Below are 15,287 nucleotides of genomic sequence, written 5' to 3'. Positions count from 1 at the left end.
TTGCAAAAAAATCTTGAATTTGACTAATTTTCAGCCTTTTTTTAAGCTTAGAATTTAAAATCGACTAGTTTTTAGTAGAATCTTTTTGTTTTTTTCGGTTTTTAAGCAAGCCTCCTAGTAAATCTTTAACCCCTTCTTTAAGAGGATCTGTCGTTTTTATACCATTTGTTTTTGTACTTGTAGAATCTTTAGTCGTCTCATTCTTATTTCCACCTAAAATCCCTCCAAGTAAATCATCTAGTTTATCGGTACCTTTGTCAATAAGTTTTTGTTTTTCAATTTCAATTAATTGCTGTGTTAAATTTGAAATTCCACTGGTTAAATCTGTCTTTACCTGTGGACTCGTATAACTACCTGTTATATTTGCTGTCACTGGAATAGTGATTTTAGCTACTTCTGGATCGTTAATCTTTCCTATTAATTGATTTACTTCACTGCCTAGATATTTTGCTGGGACTTGAAATACTGCATTGTAATTCAAAGTTTTGTCAAATCCGTGAGCACCAGAAACGATAATATCAATATCCTCATATTTTAAATTAAACGGTTTGACGTTGACTTGCCCATCTGAAAAATCCAATCGGGTTTTAATGTCTTTTAAGTTAAGTTTCTTAAAATCGATAAAGTCTAAAGCGCCACCTAATTTATTTAATATAGACGCTTGATCGTTATTTAAGTTTGTTGAAAATAATTCTGCAAACGCATCACCTGATACTGTGTTTAAATTAGGTGTAAATTCTTCATCAAGTGTACCTTGAAGTTTAATTACTGTATTTAGTTTTCCTTGTAAGACTTTAGCAATTGGAGCCAAGTTTTGAAGTAGTTCTAAATCTTTGAAGGATTGCGATATATCAAAATCTTCGGCACCTAAATTTAAATTAAAGACAGGTGTGTCTGTTTTTGTAGACACAGTTCCTGTCATAGCGAGAACACCATTAAACAGATTTGATGTTAGGTTTTTAAGATTTGCTTCTTGATCTTTTATCGCTAGTGTGCCTTTAACATCTTTAAGCGTTAAGTTATCATAGGTTACGGATTTGGCGTTTGCGTTTATTGTGCAATCTAAGAAGTCGGGAATTTTGAGTGATTCGCCATCCGAAGTAGTTTTGTTAGAATCATCCACGGCCATTTCATCCTCAACCATAAAATCACTTACTACAAATGTATTAGAATTAACATTGAAATTCCCTTGTAGCTTATTATCACTTAAAAGAAATCCTAGTAAATTTTTTATGGTTCCAGTGGCTTTAAAATCGCTTGTTCCTGTTTTGGCATCAAAAGAGTTAAGTGTTACATTGCCAGGATTAAATGTCATGCTTGCTGTATTGATTTGAATTGGATTAACAATGTCTTCCGAAGAAAACACAAAATCACTTACGCTTATATTACCATTATTTTTGATACGATTATAGGCATTAGTTTCAATGGCATTCATATCAAAAGCAGTATTGAGTTTTCCTTTAAGAATACCACTTAATTGTTTTTCAAAATCGATAGGATAGGCTTTAGAAATGTTAGCTAAGTTTAAAGTGCCATCAATATTAGCATTTACCAACATGTTTTTTGTTAGATTCTTTAAGGTAACATTCGATTTAAATACATCTTCATCAATTTTAAAATTGAGTGTTTTGATGTCCACAAATGTATCGTCAAGGTTTCCTGTGGTGTTTTTTATAGCAGTATTTATGGTAATATTCTCAACACGTTTTGGTAAATCTGGATATTTAAAGGAGGCATTATCAGATGAGATATTTATATCCAAAGTTGGAATTGTTAACTCAGTTACTTTTCCTTTAATAACACCGCTAACTTTAAAATCCCCAGAAGTGTCAACATCTTCAATGTTTTTAGAATACGATTGAGGGATAACAGCAAGAAAATCTTTAAATGAAGATTCTGGGTTTTCGAAAGAAATATCAATATCCTGGCCATCTTCTAGTTGTTGTATGTAACCATTAAAAACAAGAGGGAGTTGATTTATGAACCCTTTATTTTCCATGAAAGTGTATTTCTGCTCATTAAGATTCATGCCTATTAAGGCATCCAGTTTTATATTATTTTGGTTGAGGTATTGCGTACTGTCAATACTCATACTTACATTGGCAGTTGTTTCTGTGTCGAGTTGTGATATCTCTTCGGAAAACGTACCATGCCCAGAATGGTTTAATTCTGAAATATACAATCTAGTATTAGACTTTTCATCTATATAAGTAATTGCACTATTATTGATATTGTAATCCTCAATGTCAAATGCAAATCCGTCTGATGTATCTGAAACTGTTGTATCATTTCCCTTTTCTTTAGTTATGTCATAATTATTGTTGCCTAAAGCGTCAGATTTTATTGTTAGTACAGCTTCATCAATGTTGATAGCGTTAACAACTATAGGATCTTCATCAGCACTTTTAAATAGCTCCTTTACCGACATCGTGAAGTTCAAATTTTTTGCAGTTGCAAAAGTTTCGTCTTCAAAAGGTTTGTAATTTGTAATCACCAAATCATCAACACTTACATGTGCTTGAGGAAAACTGCGAATGAAGCTTAAACTCACATCGCTAAATTCTACTTTAGCATTGAGATTCTCATTAATAAAAGTTTTAACCATGTCTTTGATTTGCCCTTGAAAAGCAAATGGAATGGCGAGTAATAAGAAAAAAATGATGAGAATAGTAATTCCTGTAATCTTTAATGCTTTCTTCATATGATTGTTTTGTATACTATATACGTGCAGAATAAAGTTTAAGTCTAATTAATGCAAAAGTTTAATATAATTTTAACCCGAATTTAGGCTTTAAATCAGTTCAATTTCTTCATTCACTTCTAAGTTGAAGCGCCTTCTGAAAAGAAAAACACCAAGATATAAAAACGGAGTGTCAAGAGCGGCAACAATAACTTTAAAAATAAATCCGCTAATTAATAAACCTTTAAAATTAACCCAAGGTATAATTCCGAAAGAACATAATAGCATTAGGATTGTAAACGTATCTACAAATTGAGAGAACCATGTAGAGAAATTATTTCTTAACCATAAATGCTTGCCTTTTGTAAGTCGTTTCCAAAAATGATAAATCTGAATATCTACAAACTGAGCAAATAAATACGTAATCATGCTAGCGAAGACAGCTATTGAAGAGTTCCCAAATACCTGTGTAAAGGTTTCGTCGTTAACATAAGACCATGTAGTTGCTGGTACATGACTAGATATTAATATGATTAGTAAAGAAAAAATAGAGGCAAAAATACCAGCTACAACAACTTGATTTGCACGTTTCTTTCCGTAGATTTCACTAATTAAATCGGTAATTAAAAAGGTTAATGGGTATGGAAGTAATCCAACGGAGATTTCAAAAAGCTTTGTGCCGAAAATTTCAACATCAAAAGGATACCAGTAAAAAAATTTCTGGAAAATAAGATTTGAAACAACCAATGACGTAATAAACAAGGCTGCGAGAAATAAATAAATTTTTTGTGCATCAAGTTTATCTTTTAACTCCATAAATTGTGAATAAATACTTGGTGTAAATATAAGCTAAAATGGATTTCTTTTCATTATTTTGACGATTCATATGAATTCTACTAACCAGGTTTATATCGCTCTCGGAAGCAATAAAGGTGACAGATTAAAATATCTGCAAGACGCTGTGAATTTGATTTTTACTGAAATAGGAAAAGTCATCAGTATAGCTAAAGTCTATAATACACCTGCTTTTGGGTTTGAAAGTGATGATTTTTTAAATACTTGTATTGTTGTAGAAACTAGGTCTTCTGCCGAAAAGACGCTTAAAAAACTTCAAGATATAGAAGCTAAATTAGGTAGAGAGAAGACAAAATCAAACACTTATGAAGCCAGAACTATTGATTTGGATATTCTGTTTTTTAATACAGATTGTATTTCAATTAATGGATTAGAAATACCACACCCTCGTCTTCAAAATAGACAATTTGTTTTGCAACCTTTAAAAGATATTGCTCCGAAATTTGAACACCCAAAGTTTGAGAAAACCATTGAAGATATCTTGGTTGAATGTGAGGATAAAAGTGAGATTGAAGATGTTAAAATTTGGTTGAAAAACCCATCAAAACAATTTGATTTTTCTAAGTACAATTATATCGCCATCGAAGGCAATATTGGAGCCGGTAAAACGAGTTTGGCACACCAAATATCAAATGATTTTAATGCCAAGTTGATTTTAGAGCGATTTGCAGATAATCCGTTTTTACCTAAATTTTATGAAGAACCGCTGCGTTATGCATTTACCTTAGAAATGTCTTTTCTCGCTGATCGTTATCAACAAATAAGTGATGATTTATCACAACTCGATTTGTTTAAAGATTTTATTGTGAGTGATTATGATATTTACAAATCTTTAATTTTCTCCAAAATTACGTTGCCTGAAGATGAGTTTAAATTGTATAGAAAGTTATTTTATTTGATGTACAAAGATATTGCTAAGCCTGATTTGTATGTATATCTCTATCAAAATACTGAGCGACTTCAAGAGAATATTAAAAAACGAGGACGTGATTACGAACAAAATATTGACGATGAGTATTTAGAAAAAATTAATTCGGGTTATTTAGAGTTTTTGAAAAATCAATCAGAACTCAATGTGAAAATTATTGATATTTCAGATAAAGACTTCGTAAAGAATCGTTCGGATTATTTGTGGTTGTTAGGGGAGATTTGTAATGAATAAATTGCAACTATTAGCTTGTTGTAAAATTGATAATCCATAATAAGTCGTCAAAATCTGTCCCTTATTGTTGCCTAATGTGATACAGTTTAATACAGATTGTTTATTCACTTTTAAATTAAAAGGAGCTTCAAGTATATTAACACCACTATTATATTTTAATCTATTTCCTTGTCCTGAAATGATATCTTTATTTGGTGTAAATGTTTTTTCTGGGACATGTTCAGTAACAATGATGTGCTGGTAATTATTTAGTTTTTTAACAATGTTATGGATCTCTTGATTCGATAAATGTTGAAGTACCTGTCTTAAAATGATACAATCTGCAGATGGAAGTTGGTCTTTGGCAATATCTAAACAAATAAACTCAAGATGATTTGCTTTGAATTTAGTTTTGTTTCTCTTGATTAAATCGTCTACAATATCAATCGCGATATAGCTTTTTACATATTTGATTAGATGCTGCCCAATATTAAAATCACCACAACCTAGATCACAAATAGTTAGTGAGCTATTGTGTGACTTGAGAAAAGATATGACAGCTTCTAAATATGGATTCACAATGTTTAAATCATGAGAACCTTCTCCTGAATAGAAATCAAATTCGTTTCCACCCCAAAGATGCTGTTCATAAATTTGAGTCATGACTGCCTTTGTTGGCCAAGGTGTTTTCTTTTTTTTAGCCAATCGTTTAGGTGTTACGGAGTTTACTAAACATATCCCATATCACCACGCCACAACTCACCGAAATATTTAAGGAATGCTTTGTTCCAAATTGTGGAATTTCAATGACGATATCACTAGCATTAACTACATCTTGAGCGACTCCTTTTACTTCATTGCCAAACACTAAAGCATAAGTTTGATTTGGGATAGGTTTAAACTCGTCAAGCATTGTAGCGTGTTCTGCTTGTTCGATAGCTATAATTTTAACATGTTTAGACTGAAGTTGGTTAACAACATCTAAGGTGTCTTTAGCATATTCCCAAGCTACAGTATCAGTGCTTCCTAAGGCGGTTTTTCTAATGTCATTGTGAGGTGGAACTGCTGTAATACCACAGAGGTATATTTTTTCAATTAAAAAGGCATCACTCGTTCTAAATACTGAACCAATATTATTTAAACTTCTGATATTATCTAATATAATAATAAGTGGAGTTTTTTTAGCTTGCTTAAATTCAGTAACATTTAATCTGTCGAGCTCGCTATTTTTTAGTTTTCTCATGTTAAAATCTTATTGTTTTTGTAGATAACTTATAGTTTCTAAGCTTTAGAAAACTTGAAATTATAAGTACATTAGCAGTCTTACAATTGTCACAAAAATACGTAAAAGCATTGGCTAAAAAAGCAAAAAAAGAAACCCCGTTAATGAAACAGTATAATGCTATTAAGGCGAAATATCCTGATGCACTGCTCTTGTTTCGTGTGGGCGATTTTTATGAGACCTTTGGGCAAGATGCTGTTAAAGCATCGAAAATTTTAGATATTATTTTGACCAAACGTGGTGCAGGTAGTGAAACTGAAACTGAATTAGCTGGATTCCCGCACCATTCTCTTAATACATATTTACCTAAATTGGTTAAAGCTGGTGAGCGTGTTGCTATTTGTGATCAGTTAGAGGATCCAAAGCAAACCAAAACTATTGTAAAGCGTGGCGTTACAGAATTAGTAACACCTGGAGTTGCACTTAATGATGATATTTTACACTCTAAAACCAATAACTTTTTAGCTGCAGTGTGTTTCGGAATAAAAGCTGTAGGCGTATCATTTTTAGATGTGTCTACCGGCGAGTTTTTTATCTCACAAGGAAATGAAGAGTACATTGATAAGTTGCTTCAAAATTTTAGGCCAAGTGAAGTATTAGTAGCTAAGCCTAAGCGGAAGCATTACAATGAGGCTTTTGGGAATGATTTTCATGCTTTTTATTTAGAAGATTGGGTATTTCAGGATGATTATGCTAATGAAACCTTATTGAAACATTTTAATACCAAGTCGCTTAAAGGGTTTGGTATTGATGATTTATATGAAGGTATTGTTGCAGCTGGAGCGATTTTACATTATTTAGGGGAAACACAACATCATAAATTACAACACATCACATCAATTCAACGCTTATCAAAAGGGGAGCATGTTTGGATGGATCGCTTTACGATAAAAAATCTAGAGTTGTACCATTCTACAAATCAAAATGCTGTAACCTTAATCGATGTTATTGATAAAACTATTTCTCCAATGGGAGGACGTTTACTTAAGCGTTGGTTGGCCTTGCCTTTAGTCAATATTGAGCAAATTGATCAACGCTATGAGATTGTAGAGTATATAAAGAATGATTCAGATGTGTTGCAAAAATTTCAGCATCAGTTAAAACATATTGGTGACATAGAGCGCCTTATTTCAAAAGTAGCTACAGCTAAAATTACGCCACGTGAAGTGGTTCAACTTAAAAATGCTTTAGAAGCTATAGTACCTATTAAGTCACTTGCACTTCAAACAAAAAATAAAGCGCTACAACATTTAGGAGAACAAATGGATACTTGTGATATCCTTCGTGAACGTATTAAGCGTACTTTAAATGAAGAGGCACCAGTTAATATTTTAAAAGGGAATACTATTGCATCAGACTTTTCAGTAGAGCTAAAAGAACTACGTGATTTATCGGCTTCTGGAAAAGAATACCTAGATAATATGTTAGAGCGAGAAAGTGAACGTACTGGAATTACGTCGCTTAAAATAGCGTCTAATAATGTGTTTGGTTATTATATTGAAGTGCGTCATACTCATAAAGATAAAGTTCCAGAGGAGTGGATTAGAAAACAAACTTTGGTTAGTGCCGAACGTTATATTACTGAAGAGCTAAAAGAATACGAAACCAAAATCTTAGGAGCAGAAGAGCGTATTTTAGCTATCGAACAACAATTGTTTGCTGAGCTTGTGAGTTGGATTGGTCAATTTATTCAACCTGTTCAAAAAAATTCAGCATTAATTGCACAACTAGATTGTTTAACTGGTTTTGCGCAATTGGCCTTAGATAATAATTATACGAGACCTACACTCAATGATAGTTATGAATTAGATATTAAAAACGGAAGACATCCGGTTATTGAAAAGCAATTGCCACATGGTGAGCCTTATATTGCAAACGATGTCTATTTGGATCGTGAACAACAACAAATCATTATGATTACCGGTCCAAATATGTCTGGTAAATCTGCAATTTTAAGACAGACCGCTTTAATAGTATTGTTGGCTCAAATGGGTAGTTTTGTTCCTGCTGAAACAGCAACTATAGGATTAACCGATAAGATTTTTACACGAGTAGGTGCTAGTGATAACATTTCTATGGGAGAATCAACATTCATGGTAGAGATGAATGAAACCGCATCTATTTTAAATAATATCTCAGATCGAAGTTTGGTGCTACTTGATGAAATAGGTCGCGGTACAAGTACCTACGATGGGATTTCTATTGCATGGGCTATAAGTGAGTATTTACATGAGCATCCAAGTAAAGCAAAAACCTTATTTGCAACACACTATCATGAGCTCAATGAAATGTCTGAAACCTTTGATCGGATTAAAAACTTTAATGTTTCTGTAAAGGAATTGAAAGACAATGTCTTATTTCTTAGAAAATTAGTAGAAGGCGGAAGTGAGCATAGTTTTGGAATTCACGTCGCTAAAATGGCTGGTATGCCTCAGCAAGTGATTCATCGTGCTAATAAAATTTTAAAGCAGTTGGAGAAATCGCATTCTAGTGAAGAGCTCACTGATAAGGTGAAAACCTTGAATAGTGAAATGCAATTGAGTTTTTTCAACTTGGATGACCCTCTATTAGAGCAAATAAAAGAAGAAATTGTAAATACAGATATTGATACATTAACACCAGTTGAAGCCTTGATGAAACTCAATGAAATAAAACGTATGTTATTGAAAAAGAAGCGTGCATAAAAAAAGTGTGATTTTTTACAGAAAAGGCTTTGCATTTCTAAGAAAAGTCTTAAATTTGCCCTCGCAATTACAACAAACGTTCATTTAAATAATTGCTATAATGCGAAAGTAGCTCAGGGGTAGAGCATCACCTTGCCAAGGTGAGGGTCGCGGGTTCAAATCCCGTCTTTCGCTCTGCATCTTAAAAATATACCAAGCTGAAGTGGTGGAATTGGTAGACACGTTGGACTTAAAATCCAATGTCCATTAGGACGTACGGGTTCAAGTCCCGTCTTCAGTACAGATGAAAAGCCGAAACGAAAGTTTCGGCTTTTTTAGTTTTAAAAATTATAGGAAGTTTATTTCCGAAATGATTTTTAAAACTAAAAAAGAATCCAATAATTTGGATAGGCTTTTCTCAAGATGTTGAAATGAGACTCACCGAAGGTAAAACCGTCTTCAGTACAGATGAAAAGCCGAAACGAAAGTTTCAGCTTTTTTGATTTCAAAATTGTTAGAAGTTTACATCAAATACTTCACTATCGCCTAAATTCAGGTATTTCTACTTAGTAATATTATGTTGTTTTTAGTTAGCTTTGAAAGAATTGACTTGCTATTGTTGGTCAAAGACAGTAAATAATTAGATAAGTATTACTACCTTAGGTGTTCTAAGTTCTTAATAAAAAAATAAGCTGAGCTATGCGGTTAAGAATAGGCGAGGTAGAATGACTTCAAAACAACACGCAATGACAAATTCTTATAGTGTATTATTCGATTTTCAGGTTACTCATACTTACTTTGAAAGTGGTTTTAGCAAGAATTTAGTTTATTCTACTTCAAATGAAACTCAACAAATAATTGATAGATTCGGGTTCAAACTCGTTATAAATGAAAAAGGATTTCAGTTTTATGTTCCTCAAGAAAAATCTATTGTAGAACTTTTAAATTATATAATTCAGACAACAGGGATATCGTATTTTGAATTCAATATTACTACAATAGATCAAACATTTTATCAATATACAAATTTCCCGACTGATGAGGTTAGAAGTTTAGTTTTTGATTCGAGTGAAGGTAATTCAGAAGATGATTTTATAGTTTTAAAACAACAGTTTCTTCAGGATAACTCAGATAATCATTTATTTAAATTACGAATATATTTTGCAGATCTTTTAAAACTTGCTACAGATGATTTTCCAGTTCATTACAAGATAGGTTTCTTTTCAAGAGCTACAATTTGGCAATACAATATTATAAATAATAGTCAACAACGCTTTGAACAGCTCTCTATTAAAGGAGATGCTAATATAGAATTTGACTCAGGAAAGGATGTTATCTTACAAAATGGCCAAGCAGCGACATGTTTTATGTCTATTGGGCAAGGTGTTTTATTAAGTGAAATTCCTAAATACAGTTTTGATTTAGTTAATACCATAGAACGTTTAGGTGTTAAAGAAGAGAAAACAGTTTTTAAAAATTTGCCGATGCCCAATCCAAATCAATTGCAAGTAATTGTAGAGAATACCCAAAAGCTAATAATTTCACCGATGTATGTGTATATATAGTGACAAACTTTTAAAATATTTAAAACAACTATTTTATGAATTTAGCTACAATTAAGACTCCAGGAGTTTATGTCAATGAAATAGATGGTTTCGGTAATTCTGTAGTGCCAGTTCCAACAGCAATTCCCGCATTTATTGGATATACGGCGAAAGCATCTTATGACGGTGTTTCGTATACAAATGTTCCTGTAAAAATTACTTCATTTGCAGAATTTCGTGCTATTTTTTGTTACCCAGATTCAGCAACTCCTGCAGACCCTGTTAAACAATATAAGCCTGATTATTATCTCGTAAAACAAATGGATCAGCCTACTGAAGGGAACTATCTTACTATTGAAGGTGACTATTATTCAATTTTACCTGATCCTAATACCATTTATTATTTATACAATTCTATAAAACTTTTTTATGATAATGGAGGAGGAGATGCTTATATAGTTTCTGTAGGGAGCTATGGTTCGCCAAGTGGTGGTCCAGTAGATTTAGGAGTGCAGATTATCAATACAAACGTTCAACTTAATGAACTAATGGATGGTTTAGATCTGTTGAAAAATCAACAAGAACCTACGATATATATCTGCCCAGAAGCAACATTATTAACCGTTGGAAATAATGGAAGTTTAATGCAGGCGATGATGGCTCAAAGTACAGAAATGAAAACCTCTATTTCGATTTTTGATATTATTGGAGGTCAAAATTCTGACGAATTGAAATATGATGATTACATAGATACGTTTAGGAATCATACAGGTGTTAATAACCTTGGATTTGGAGCTGCATACTTTCCTTTTGTTTGTACCTCAATTATGCAAGCTACCGATATTGATTATACTAATATATATGGAGGTGATGTAACACAACTAGAACCTTTATTAAATCCAGCTTCAAACCCTAATCTAGAAGCATCAAAAATTCTAACAAATTCTAAAAGTCAAGAATTAACAGTTAATCAATATCATAATGCTTTAATTACTGCAAGTACTACTTACAAAACTATTATTTCAAGCTTATTAAAAGTGGCTAATATTTTGCCGCCTAGTGGAGGAATAGCAGGATTAATTACTACTGTTGATAATAATGTTGGTCCATGGCAAGCTCCTGCAAATATGTCAATGAATTCGGTAACTGGATTACCTCTTGATTTAACACAAAGCCAACAAGAATCACTTAATGTTGACCCTATTTCAGGAAAATCTATTAATGCTATAAGAACTTTTAGTGGTCGAGGAACTCTAATTTGGGGTGCAAGAACTTTAGACGGAAATAGTAATGATTGGAGGTACTTGTCAGTTAGAAGAACCTTGATTTATATAGAGCAATCATGTAAATTAGCAGTACAAGCCTATGTGTTTGAACCAAATAATAAGAACACTTGGGAGGCTGTAAAAGCTATGATTTCTAGTTTTTTATCAGGAGCTTGGCGTCAAGGGGCATTAGTTGGTGCTAAACCATCTGATGCTTTTTGTGTAGAATGTGGTTTAGGTATCACAATGACTCCAAATGATATTACATTAGGATTTATGAACGTGATGATAAAGGTTGCTGTCGTAAGACCTGCAGAATTTATGATAATAACATTTCAACAGCAACAAGCAACTTCTAGTTAATAGAATTTATTAATGAAGAATATTTAAAACATATACATAATGGCAACAGATTACTTAGTTGGTTTTTATTTCGAACTCTCACTTGATGGAGAAAATATAGCATTTAAAGAAGTTTCAGGGATATCTAAGGAGCTTGGAATTGAAGAAGTAAAAAGTGGAGGTGAAAATCGCTTTAAATATCGTTTGCCTACTATAACTTCAAGTAAAAATCTAGTGCTTAAACGGGCAATTGCCCCAAACAACTCTTCGCTAGTAAAATGGTGTTCAGACACCTTAGATGGTGGGTTGACCCAACCAATTAGACCTCAAGATCTAACTGTAAATTTATTAAATGAAAAGGGAGAAGTGTTGATGAAATGGTTGTTTTATAAGGCGTACCCAGTAAAATATGCAATAGCAGATTTAAAGTCACGAGACAATGAAGTTTTAGTTGAAAGTGTAGAGCTAGCTTATACTTATTTTGAGGTAAAAACAATAAAATAAAAAAGGCCTAACTTTCGTTAGACCTTAATATTTTAAAGTAACTAATCTTAGTTATCTTTTTTCAATTTATCTGCTGCATCGTTTAATGCTTTAGCACCATCTTCTTTAGCTTTATCTGCTGCATCATTAACAGCATCTTTAGCATCATCTACCATGTCTTTAGCGCCTTCTTTTACTTTTTCAGCACCATCCTTAATCGCATCACCAGCAGCATTAACGGCATCTTCAGCACCTTCTTTAACTGCGTCTGCACCTTCTTTAATAGCATCTCCAGTTGCTTCTGCAGCATCTTCGATTGCGTCACCAGCTTCTTGAGCTGCATTTTCTACTGCATCTCCAGCTTTTTCTGCTCCTTCTTTAGTTTCTCTACATGATGTTACAGACACAACAAGTGCCAATACCAATGCGATGTTTAAAATCAATTTTTTCATTGTAATCGTTTTAGTGTTAATTGTTAATACACGAAATTAATAAGTTAATTTGGATTTTTGTTAAAAAATTTAACATTTATTATTATTTCACCGTATTTGATTTCAGTTCTATATACGAATAGACTCCATGATTTGGACTACTGCGCCTTTATTTTTACTGATAAAACTTGCATTTTTAATGCCTTCTGAGGTTCTATATTCAGTTGAAGATAATAACATATCGAGTACGGTTTTTAATTCTGTTTCGTCTTTTACTGAAGTAACTCCAGCTTCTTTAATCATGATTGAAGCTTCTGGAAACTTTTTATAGTTTTTTCCAATAATAATTGGTACACCAAAAACGGCAGGTTCTAAAATATTATGTAAGCCTGTAGTTCCCATAGCGCCTCCTATATATGCAATATCAGAATAGCTATAAATTTTAGATAATAAGCCAATTGTATCAATTATCATTACTGAAAAGTCGTTTAGTGATTTGCCGTTTTTTTCTGAAAATAAAATAGTGTCTACACTTAATTTGGAAAGTATGGCTTTAACATGATTCTGATGAACCTCATGAGGCGCAATGACAAATTTTAAGTCCTTTGAAGCATTCGCATTAATATAAGGGATAAGTATGTCTTCGTCTTCTGGCCAAGAGCTACCAATAACAATACAGGTACTATTACCTTTAAATTCAGAAATAAAATCGAGTGTATTGTTTTGCGATAATTGACTAGTTACACGATCATATCTTGTGTCACCAGTAACAGTAACTGAATTATAATTAATAGAGTTTAATAATGTTTTAGAGTTTTTATCTTGAGTGAAAATATGTTCAAAGGCAAATAGTGCAGAAGCTCGCTTACCTCCATAAAATTTAAAGTACGATTGATTTTTTCTGAACAATGCTGAAATTAAAATGGCCTTTTTACCACGCCGTTTTAAACCTAATAAGAAATTTGGCCAAATATCATATTTAACAAAAATGACTAATTCAGGATCTATAATATCTAAAAATCTTGATGCATTTTTTTTGGTATCTATGGGAAGATAGACAACATGATCAGCTATTGGGGTGTTTTTTCGCACTTCATAGCCTGATGGTGAAAAAAATGTAAGTATGACTTTGTAATGCGGATAGTGATGTCTTAATGCTTCAAAAACAGGAAGCCCTTGTTCATATTCGCCAAGGGATGCACAATGGAACCATAATGTTTTGTCATTAGGTGTAAGGTGTCGTTCTAATATGTCAAATGTTTTAGACCGACCTTTAACCCCTTGTTTAATCTTATTATTAAAAGGTGCAAGTAGCTTTAAAATAATAGAAAAGATATGTATTCCGAAGTTGTACAAATAATAATGAGTTTTAGGTCTTGCTAAAATAGGGTTCTTTGCTATAATTTCATTGTTTAATGTGGACGAATTTTGTAATTTCGTGACATATGAGAAAAATACAAATGGTTGACCTTAAAGGTCAATATAGTAAAATAAAAGCTGAGGTAGATGACTCCGTTTTAGAAGTTTTAGAATCTACTGCGTATATCAATGGGCCAAAGGTTCATGAGTTTCAGAAAAACTTAGAAAATTATTTAGATGTAAAACATGTAATACCATGTGCTAATGGAACAGATGCACTGCAAATTGCCATGATGGGTTTAGGTTTGAAACCAGGCGATGAGGTTATTACAGCCGATTTTACTTTTGCAGCTACAGTAGAAGTTATAGCATTATTGCAATTAACACCAGTTTTAGTAGATGTGGATCCTATTAGCTTCAATATTGATATTGAAGCCATCAAAAAAGCTATAACGCCAAAGACAAAAGCTATTGTTCCTGTTCATCTTTTCGGAATGTGTGCTAATATGGAAGCAATAATGGAAATCGCAAAAGCTCATAACCTTTATGTTATTGAAGATAATGCACAAGCTATTGGAGCATCTTATACGTACAGTGATGGTACTAAAGCAAAAGCAGGTACTATTGGTCATGTAGCTTCGACATCATTTTTTCCATCCAAAAACCTTGGTTGTTATGGAGATGGAGGTGCTATTTTTACAAATGATGATGATTTAGCACATACTATTAGAGGTATTGTGAATCATGGGATGTATGTACGTTATCATCATGATGTAGTTGGTGTTAATTCTCGATTGGATTCTATTCAGGCAGCAATTTTGAATATAAAATTGAAACATTTAGATACTTATAATGCAGCACGGCAAAAAGCAGCAAGAGCTTATAGCAATGCATTTGAAGCTCACGATAATATTATCGTTCCTTCGGGAAAATCAGGTTGCAATGGAATCTGTGTTGATTGTGATTGCCATGTGTTTCATCAATATACTCTTCGTGTTTTAAATACTGATCGAGATGCTTTGGCTAAACACTTAAATGAAAATGGAATTCCTTGTGGTGTATATTATCCAATTCCTTTACATCGTCAAAAAGCGTATTTAGATTCAAGATATATTGAAACCGATTTTACCGTTACAAATCAACTAGTCAAAGAAGTGATTTCTTTACCTATGCATACTGAACTAGACGATGAGCAAATTGCATTTATTACATCTACTGTCATAAATTTTATTAATTCGTAGT

Annotated in this window: 12 protein-coding genes and 2 tRNA genes; 8 read left to right on the top strand and 6 right to left on the bottom strand. The window is 32.6% G+C overall.

Annotated elements, in window-relative coordinates:
- Nucleotides 1-64 precede the first annotated feature (64 nt).
- A complete protein-coding gene (locus ACTU6T_RS04025; protein ID WP_460219975.1) occupies nucleotides 65-2,701 on the bottom strand; it encodes an AsmA family protein in 2,637 nt (878 codons plus the stop codon).
- A 90-nt stretch (nucleotides 2,702-2,791) separates the two neighbouring features.
- The gene (locus ACTU6T_RS04020) at nucleotides 2,792-3,496 is read right to left on the bottom strand and encodes a queuosine precursor transporter (RefSeq protein WP_460219974.1); all 705 of its coding nucleotides are present in this window, start codon (nucleotides 3,494-3,496) and stop codon (nucleotides 2,792-2,794) included.
- A 70-nt stretch (nucleotides 3,497-3,566) separates the two neighbouring features.
- Between ACTU6T_RS04020 and folK the strand changes: the two genes are divergently transcribed.
- Nucleotides 3,567-4,697: a 2-amino-4-hydroxy-6-hydroxymethyldihydropteridine diphosphokinase gene (folK, locus tag ACTU6T_RS04015; protein ID WP_460219973.1), complete on the top strand. Its 1,131-nt coding sequence runs from the start codon at nucleotides 3,567-3,569 to the stop codon at nucleotides 4,695-4,697.
- Here folK and ACTU6T_RS04010 read toward each other — a convergent pair.
- Together ACTU6T_RS04010 and ACTU6T_RS04005 are read right to left on the bottom strand one after the other, a co-directional pair.
- On the bottom strand, nucleotides 4,674-5,381 hold the full coding sequence (locus ACTU6T_RS04010) for a class I SAM-dependent methyltransferase (protein ID WP_460219972.1): 708 nt from the start codon (nucleotides 5,379-5,381) through the stop codon (nucleotides 4,674-4,676). The two genes, folK and ACTU6T_RS04010, sit on opposite strands and share 24 nt — an antisense overlap.
- Before the next feature lie 4 nt (nucleotides 5,382-5,385).
- On the bottom strand, nucleotides 5,386-5,919 hold the full coding sequence (locus ACTU6T_RS04005; protein WP_460219971.1) for an RNA methyltransferase: 534 nt from the start codon (nucleotides 5,917-5,919) through the stop codon (nucleotides 5,386-5,388).
- A gap of 110 nt (nucleotides 5,920-6,029) precedes the next feature.
- Between ACTU6T_RS04005 and mutS the strand changes: the two genes are divergently transcribed.
- The 6 genes from mutS to ACTU6T_RS03975 all read left to right on the top strand — a co-directional run bounded on the left by mutS (nucleotide 6,030) and on the right by ACTU6T_RS03975 (nucleotide 12,276).
- A complete protein-coding gene (mutS, locus tag ACTU6T_RS04000; protein ID WP_460220739.1) occupies nucleotides 6,030-8,642 on the top strand; it encodes a DNA mismatch repair protein MutS in 2,613 nt (870 codons plus the stop codon).
- A gap of 102 nt (nucleotides 8,643-8,744) precedes the next feature.
- Nucleotides 8,745-8,816: transfer RNA gene (locus tag ACTU6T_RS03995), tRNA-Gly, on the top strand.
- 22 nt (nucleotides 8,817-8,838) lie between these two features.
- A tRNA-Leu gene (locus tag ACTU6T_RS03990) sits at nucleotides 8,839-8,922 on the top strand.
- A gap of 445 nt (nucleotides 8,923-9,367) precedes the next feature.
- Nucleotides 9,368-10,186 carry a hypothetical protein gene (locus ACTU6T_RS03985; protein WP_460219970.1) on the top strand — a complete coding sequence of 273 codons (819 nt, stop codon included), beginning with the start codon at nucleotides 9,368-9,370 and terminating at the stop codon, nucleotides 10,184-10,186.
- Between the two features lie 35 nt (nucleotides 10,187-10,221).
- On the top strand, nucleotides 10,222-11,793 hold the full coding sequence (locus ACTU6T_RS03980; RefSeq protein WP_460219969.1) for a phage tail sheath family protein: 1,572 nt from the start codon (nucleotides 10,222-10,224) through the stop codon (nucleotides 11,791-11,793).
- A 39-nt stretch (nucleotides 11,794-11,832) separates the two neighbouring features.
- Nucleotides 11,833-12,276, top strand: a complete 444-nt coding sequence (locus ACTU6T_RS03975; RefSeq protein ID WP_460219968.1) for a phage tail protein — start codon at nucleotides 11,833-11,835, stop codon at nucleotides 12,274-12,276.
- Nucleotides 12,277-12,323: 47 nt separating this feature from the next.
- Here ACTU6T_RS03975 and ACTU6T_RS03970 read toward each other — a convergent pair whose 3' ends face one another.
- Both ACTU6T_RS03970 and ACTU6T_RS03965 read right to left on the bottom strand, forming a co-directional pair.
- Complete coding sequence (locus ACTU6T_RS03970) at nucleotides 12,324-12,707, bottom strand: hypothetical protein (protein ID WP_460219967.1); 384 nt, start codon at nucleotides 12,705-12,707, stop codon at nucleotides 12,324-12,326.
- Nucleotides 12,708-12,815: 108 nt separating this feature from the next.
- Entirely contained in the window at nucleotides 12,816-14,042 is a 1,227-nt protein-coding gene (locus ACTU6T_RS03965) for a 3-deoxy-D-manno-octulosonic acid transferase (RefSeq protein WP_460219966.1), read from the bottom strand.
- Nucleotides 14,043-14,131: 89 nt separating this feature from the next.
- Between ACTU6T_RS03965 and ACTU6T_RS03960 the strand changes: the two genes are divergently transcribed.
- Nucleotides 14,132-15,286, top strand: coding sequence for a DegT/DnrJ/EryC1/StrS family aminotransferase (locus ACTU6T_RS03960; protein ID WP_460219965.1), 1,155 nt, complete (start codon nucleotides 14,132-14,134; stop codon nucleotides 15,284-15,286).
- Nucleotide 15,287: the final 1 nt, after the last annotated feature.

Source organism: Psychroserpens citreus (assembly GCF_055686305.1).
The sequence above is the reverse complement of the archived record's forward strand: the minus strand, read 5'-3'. Positions and strand labels throughout refer to the sequence as shown.

What these genes read in the sequence shown, in the direction of transcription:
- ACTU6T_RS04025 (WP_460219975.1), bottom strand. Translation starts at nt 2,701, where the DNA reads ATGAAGAAAGCATTAAAGATTACAGGAATTACTATTCTCATCATTTTT.
- ACTU6T_RS04020 (WP_460219974.1), bottom strand. Translation starts at nt 3,496, where the DNA reads ATGGAGTTAAAAGATAAACTTGATGCACAAAAAATTTATTTATTTCTC.
- folK (WP_460219973.1), top strand. Translation starts at nt 3,567, where the DNA reads ATGAATTCTACTAACCAGGTTTATATCGCTCTCGGAAGCAATAAAGGT.
- ACTU6T_RS04005 (WP_460219971.1), bottom strand. Translation starts at nt 5,919, where the DNA reads ATGAGAAAACTAAAAAATAGCGAGCTCGACAGATTAAATGTTACTGAA.
- ACTU6T_RS03985 (WP_460219970.1), top strand. Translation starts at nt 9,368, where the DNA reads ATGACAAATTCTTATAGTGTATTATTCGATTTTCAGGTTACTCATACT.
- ACTU6T_RS03980 (WP_460219969.1), top strand. Translation starts at nt 10,222, where the DNA reads ATGAATTTAGCTACAATTAAGACTCCAGGAGTTTATGTCAATGAAATA.
- ACTU6T_RS03975 (WP_460219968.1), top strand. Translation starts at nt 11,833, where the DNA reads ATGGCAACAGATTACTTAGTTGGTTTTTATTTCGAACTCTCACTTGAT.
- ACTU6T_RS03970 (WP_460219967.1), bottom strand. Translation starts at nt 12,707, where the DNA reads ATGAAAAAATTGATTTTAAACATCGCATTGGTATTGGCACTTGTTGTG.
- ACTU6T_RS03960 (WP_460219965.1), top strand. Translation starts at nt 14,132, where the DNA reads ATGAGAAAAATACAAATGGTTGACCTTAAAGGTCAATATAGTAAAATA.